The organism is Caulobacter sp. D5 (genome assembly GCF_003185805.1).
Lineage (GTDB): Bacteria > Pseudomonadota > Alphaproteobacteria > Caulobacterales > Caulobacteraceae > Caulobacter.
Map to the genome: position 1 here is coordinate 1 of NZ_QHJY01000374.1, position 5,972 is coordinate 5,972.

Annotated in this window: 6 protein-coding genes; 5 read left to right on the forward strand and 1 reads right to left on the reverse strand. The window is 71.8% G+C overall.

Features of this window, described 5'->3' with window-relative positions; genetic code table 11:
- From DMC18_RS21255 to DMC18_RS21275, 5 genes are all read left to right on the forward strand, one after another.
- Positions 1-1,251 (forward strand): cellulose synthase subunit BcsC-related outer membrane protein (locus DMC18_RS21255; protein WP_199232602.1); only part of this gene is annotated, 1,251 nt, incomplete at its 5' end.
- The gene (bcsD, locus tag DMC18_RS21260) at positions 1,248-1,715 is read left to right on the forward strand and encodes a cellulose biosynthesis protein BcsD (RefSeq protein ID WP_110120707.1); all 468 of its coding nucleotides are present in this window, start codon (positions 1,248-1,250) and stop codon (positions 1,713-1,715) included. The genes DMC18_RS21255 and bcsD, both read left to right, overlap by 4 nt.
- 7 nt (positions 1,716-1,722) lie before the next feature.
- Positions 1,723-2,733 carry a glycosyl hydrolase family 8 gene (locus DMC18_RS21265; protein WP_110120706.1) on the forward strand — a complete coding sequence of 337 codons (1,011 nt, stop codon included), beginning with the start codon at positions 1,723-1,725 and terminating at the stop codon, positions 2,731-2,733.
- Between the two features lie 31 nt (positions 2,734-2,764).
- Positions 2,765-3,091, forward strand: a complete 327-nt coding sequence (locus DMC18_RS21270; RefSeq protein ID WP_110120705.1) for a hypothetical protein — start codon at positions 2,765-2,767, stop codon at positions 3,089-3,091.
- Positions 3,092-3,268: 177 nt separating this feature from the next.
- Positions 3,269-5,458 carry a sialidase family protein gene (locus tag DMC18_RS21275; protein WP_110120704.1) on the forward strand — a complete coding sequence of 730 codons (2,190 nt, stop codon included), beginning with the start codon at positions 3,269-3,271 and terminating at the stop codon, positions 5,456-5,458.
- Positions 5,459-5,470: 12 nt separating this feature from the next.
- On the opposite strand, the gene DMC18_RS21280 is transcribed toward DMC18_RS21275, so the two are convergent.
- Positions 5,471-5,972: AraC family transcriptional regulator (locus DMC18_RS21280; RefSeq protein ID WP_146218158.1), on the reverse strand; the 502-nt coding region annotated here is incomplete at its 5' end.

The following is a 5,972-nucleotide window of genomic DNA, read 5'->3' on the forward strand; positions in this document are numbered from 1 at the left end:
GCGGGCGAAGCCGCCTCGCCGCGTCCCACGACCACCGTCTCGCCGTCGCCGGGCAATCCGTTCGCAGCTCCGGCCGCGCGCGACCCGGTGGTCGGCGACATCGACCGCCAGATCGCCGAGATCACCGCCCGCACTGCCGCCGAGGTCTCCGGTTCGGCCCAGATCCGCGCCCGCTCGGGCGAGGCGGGCCTGGGGCGGTTGCACGAGCTGTCGGCCCGGGCCGCGGCCTCGGCGTCGCTGGGCGAGGTGCGGTTCACCGCCTCGATCTCGCCGGTCAGCATCGACGGCGGCACGCCCTCGGGCTCGGCCGAGCAGCGCTACGGCGCCAACCAGATCATCAACGCCCGCGCCATCGTCGGCGCCTTCGCGCCGGTCTACGCCGCCGCCCCGCCGCAGAGCGCCTCGGGGGCGGCGATCGACCTGGCCATGGCGGCGGGTCCCCTGTCGGCCGACATCGGCACGACCCCGATCGGCTTCGGTGACATTGACGTCGCCGGCGGCGTGGCGTTCTCGCCGCGTCTGGGCGCCAACGGCCAGGGCAAGCTGTGGATCGAGCGCCGTCCGGTCACCGACAGCGTCGTGGCCTATGCCGGGGCCCGCGATCCGGTCACCGGCCAGCGCTGGGGCCGCGTCATGCGCACCGGCGGCGGGGTCAGCCTGTCCTATGACGACGGCGCCTCGGGCCTCTATGGCGACGCCAGCTACGGCCACTACGACGGCGAGCACGTGGCCGACAACGACAGCTACCAGGTCAATCTGGGCGGCTACATCCGCCCCTATCGCCGCGGCGAGACCGAGGTGCAGGTCGGCTTCAACCTCAATCAGCAGGGTTTCGACAACAACCAGAACTTCTTCAGCCTGGGCCACGGCGGCTATTTCAGCCCCAAGTCGTTCACCAGCCTGACCGCGCCGATCAGCGTCACCGGCCGCCAGGGGCCGTGGAAGTTCAAGGGCGCGATCGCGCCGGGCTACCAGACCTACAACCAGGCCGGCGCGGCCTATTTCCCGATGGACGTCGCCTTGCAGACCGAGCTCAACACCCTGGCCCTGGCCGACAGCGACGTCTTCCCGCGCTATCTGGCGGAAAGCGCCAGCGGTTTTGGCATATCGGGCGGGCTGTCGGCCGACTACCAGTTCCGGCCCGGCGCCAGCATCGGCGGGGCCGTCAATTTCAACACCTTCGGCGTCTACAACGAGACCGCCGTCAGCGTGGGCGTAAAGCAGACCCTGGGCGGGGAGGGCGGCCGATGAGCGCAGACGACGCCCGGGCGCGCGACCTCGACTACCTGAACCGTCGCCGCGTCAGCCCGCAGTGGTCGCCGTTCCTGGCGGCCCTGGCCGGGGAACTGACCGCCGTCGCCGATCCGACCGCCGCCCGGCGCTTCCTGCGGGCCACGGGCGAGCGCATGGCTAGACGCTTCGCCTTGCCGACCGTCGAGACGCTCGACGAGCTGGAGGCGCAGCTGAACGTCGTGCTGGGCGGGATGGACTGGGGCTGGACCCGGCTGGCGGCGGCGGACGATCATATCCTCATCACCCATGGGGCCTGTCCCAATGCGCTCGACGACGACGACAGACGAGCATGGCCGCCGCTCATGGCCGAGATTCTGGCGGGGGCCTACGGCGCCTGGCTCGCCGCGCAAGGCAGTCCCGGCGGCGTCACCACCTGCCGCGATCCTTCGGCTTCGCCGCTGGTGTTCGAGCACCGGGTCTAGGCTGCTGATGGCGGTGGCGATCGCCGCGACCGGGGCCTCGGGCGCCTGCGCCAGGCCGCCCGCCGAGGGCTGGGCCGCGTTCAAGGCCGCCTATGTGCAGCCCGACGGCCGCACGATCGATCCCGAGAACGGCGGCGTCAGCCACAGCGAGAGCCAGGGCTACACGATGCTGCTGGCCGAGGGCCACGGCGACCGCGAGACCTTCGACCGCGCCTGGAACTGGACCCGGGCCAACCTGGCCCAGAAGAACGCGCCGCTTCTGGCCTGGCGCTACGATCCCCGCGCGAGGCCGCCCGTCGCCGACCAGAACAACGCCGCCGACGGCGACGTGCTGGCGGCCTGGGCGCTGCTGCGGGCCGGGCGGCGCTGGCGCGACGACGGTTATCTGGTCGCGTCCAAGGCCCTGCGCGACGCCATCGCCGAGCGGCTGGTGGTCGAGGTCGGCGGGCGCACGGTGCTGCTGCCCGGGCTGGAGGGCTTCCGCGGCCCGGACGGGGTGATCGTCAACCCGTCCTATTTCATCCTGCCGGCCTTCCAGGACTTCGCGTCCGCCGACGGGGCCGAGGCGCCGTGGCGGACCCTGATCGCCGACGGCGTGGGGCTGGCGCGCGACGGCCGGTTCGGCCCCCGGAAGGTTCCGCCCGACTGGCTGCTGGTGCGCTCGGACGGCAGCCTGGCGCCGGCCCCGGACAAGCCGCCGCTGTTTGGTTTCGACGCCATTCGCGTGCCGCTCTACCTGGCCTGGGGCGGCCAGGATTCGCTGGCCGCGCAGACCGCGGACTACTGGCGCGGCAACATTCAAGCCCAAAAACGGCCACCGGCATGGGTCAATATGTCCGACGGTCATGAAGCCGACTTTCCGCTATCTAGCGGGGGTGTCGACATCGCCGCCCTGGCGCTGAACGACCCGTCGATCCAGAGGCTTCGGGGGACGCCGCCGGATCGCACGTACTACTCGTCCGCCCTCGTCCTGCTCGCCGAAATGGCGGGGAAGGAAAGGCGGGCCAGACGACCTTGAACCCCGAACCGCCTTGCGGTGGAGCCACGACATGTCCGGCGACGTCAACCGCCTCTTCTCGATGATCAACCAGATCAATCTGCCGTATCAGATCTTCGAGACGGCGGAGACCGAGGCCGAGTTCGAACCCGAGCCCGGGCGTCCCTCGCTGCAGGCCGAGGCCGAAGCCATGGTCCGCGCGCTGGAAGGCTTCTTCGGCTGCCCGCCGGCCGCCGCCAACGAAGACGTCGCCGCCTGCGACCTGGGCTTCCTGCAAGCCTACGCCGAAAAGCCCGCGCCGGTTTCGACCGCCGCCAGCGCCCGTCCGGGCGACAACCGGCTGTCGGACATCTTCAAGCGCATGCGCGAACGGGCCTGAGGCCGGCGCCGCTTCGCGCCTCCCCGCCAAGGCGGGATCCGACTGACGTCCTTATCCCCATAACCGTGAAATCCCGTATTGTAGGATTAATCGGCTTCGGTATGGTAGCGCTCACAATATCAAGGACGACCCCGGCCCGGGCCTGAGGATCGTCCAGAGCGCAGCGGGGGAAACCAGATGTTCTTCGATCGGATGAAGCCTGTCCTGGGCGGCGCGGCCCTGGCCGTGATGCTGGCCGTGGGCGGTCCGGCGACCCAGGCCCGCGCGGCCGACCAGCCCTATGGCTGGGCGAGCGTGCCCTATGGCGCGGGCGGCTATGTCGACGGCTTCGTCTATCACCCGCGCGAGAAGGGCCTGCTCTACGCCCGCACCGACGTCGGCGGCGCCTATCGCTACGACTATGCGGGCAAGCGCTGGATCCCGCTGCTCGACCACCTGCCGCGCGAGGACGCCGACCTGATGGGCGTGCTGAGCCTGGCGGTCGATCCGGCCGATCCCGACAAGCTCTACGCCGTCTGCGGCCTCTATCTCCAGGACTGGGGGCGCAAAGGCGCCGTGCTGCGCTCCGACGATCGCGGCGCCACCTGGAAGAAGACCGAGCTGCCGATCCACGTGGGCGGCAACGCCGACGGCCGCGGCGCGGGCGAGCGGCTGATGGTCGATCCGAACGATCCCAAGACGATCTGGTTCGGCTCCAACCAGGACGGGCTTTGGCGCAGCACAGACAGCGGTGTCAGCTTCGCCAGGGTCGCCGCCTCGCCGGCGCGGGCCATCAACCTGGTGATCTTCGAGCCGAAGAGCGGCGACCTCTATGTCGGCGGGGCCGACGGCAAGGGCGGGCTGTTCGTCAGCCACGACCGCGGCGCCTCGTTCCAGCCGGTGGCCGGGGCGCCGGCCCAGCTGCCGCAGCGGGCCGTGTTCGCCGCCGACGGAACGCTCTACGTCGCCTTCGCCGAGGGAGACGGCAGCGCCTTCGCGGTCAATCCCAGCCACGCCAAGGGCGGCAGCGTGCAGAAGCGCGACCCGGCCTCGGGCAAGTGGCGCGACATCTCCCCGCTGAAGGGCGAGGCCCGCCAGGGCGGCTTCTCGGGGATCGACGTCGGGCCGGACGGCGCGCTGGTGGTCTCGACCCTGAACCGCTGGTGGCCCAACGACGACGTTTTCGTCTCGCGCGACGGCGGGAACAAGTGGAGCGCGCTCAGCCGCCAGGCCGGCTTTTCGGCGGGGGCCTATCCGTGGCTGGCCGAGACCAATCCCGAGCGCAAGATGGGCGGCTGGATCTCGGCCCTGCGGGTCAATCCGTTCGACGCCGACGAGCTGATCTACGGCCACGGCGGCGGCCTGTGGATGAGCCGCAACCTCACCGCCGCCGGCGGCGAGGCCCCAGTGGCGCTGGACGCCCGGATCGACAATCTGGAAGAGGGCGCGGTCACCCAGCTGGTCTCGCCCACCGGCGGGGCTACCCTGCTGGCCGCCATGGGCGACACCGCGGGGGCGGCCTGGGACGACGTTACCCGTCCGCCCGCCAACGGCCTTTTCCGCCCCAACACCGAGAGCAACTGGAGCGTCGACTACGCCGGCCAGAAGCCCGGCTACATCGTTCGCACCGCCAACGGCAAGGCCAACGCCTTCTACTCCACCAGCGGCGGCGCCGACTGGCGGCCGATGCCGGCCCAGCCCTACAAGGTTCCGGGCGAAGGTCAGCCTTGGCGCGGGCCGGGCGCGATCGCGGTGTCGGCCAAGGGCTCGGCCCTGCTGTGGGCGCCGGAGAAGGACGCCGGCTACGCCTCGCTCGACGGCGGCAAGACCTGGAAGGCCTCGGCCGGCTGGCCCCCCGCCAGCGACCAGACCCTGGTTCCGGTCGCCGACAAGGTGGTCGAGCGGGTGTTCTACGTGCACGACCGGGCCGGCGGCCGCGTGCTGGTCAGCGTCGACGGCGGCGTGACCTTCACGCCGATCGCCTCGGGCCTGCCGGCGGCCCAGCACTGGGACCGCGCCCAGCTGGCCGTCGTGCCGACCCGGATGCGCGACCTGTGGATCGCCCTGCCGTCGGGCCTGCTGCATTCGCGCGACGCCGGCGCGCCGTTCAAGCCGGCCCGCAAGGTCGACGCGGCCTGGTCGGTCAGCTTCGGCGCGCCCAGGGAGAAGGACGGCTACCCGGCGGTCTATCTCTACGGCAAGGTCGACGGGCGCGGCGGCCTGTGGCGCTCGGACGACGAGGGCGCGTCCTGGACGCGGATCAACGACGACGCCCACCAGTTCGGCGACATCCAGGGCGTGGCCGGGGACTTGCTGGAGTACGGCGTCGTCTACATCGCCCCGCATGGACGCGGCGTGCTGGTCGGGCGACCGCCAAAGGCCCCGTAGGCGCCTCGAGGTCTAGTCCAGCTCGTTCAGCCAGCCTTCCCAGCGCCGCTTGGCGAGGTCGGGGTCGTTGCGGGGCTTGTCGCCGATGGCCTCGCGATAGGCCCGCAGGCCGGCGCCGTAGACCTCGGCGAACAGGCGCTCCATCTGCGCCACGCCGCCGAAGCCGAGGCGCTCGGCCAGCTCGGCCTCGCCCGGGGCCGCGTGGCCCTGGGCGTCGAGCACGGCGCGCAGGGCGTCCAGGCGGATCAGCTGGATGAACCGCGCCACCCCGCCCTGCTTGTCGAACAGCCGGTAGAGCGACGAGCGCGAGATGCCGGCCCCGGCGCTGATGGCCTCGACCGACAGCGTCTTGTCGGCCAGCCTGGGCAGCACGAAGCGGCGCACGCTCTCGCGGCGGGCTAGATCGCGGCGCTGGTCCTCGCGGCCGGCGCGGGCCGCGTCGCCGCCGACCGACGACAGGATGTCGATGAAGGCCCGGCCCAGGGCGGGCAGGGCGGTCGGCGCCAGGCCGTCG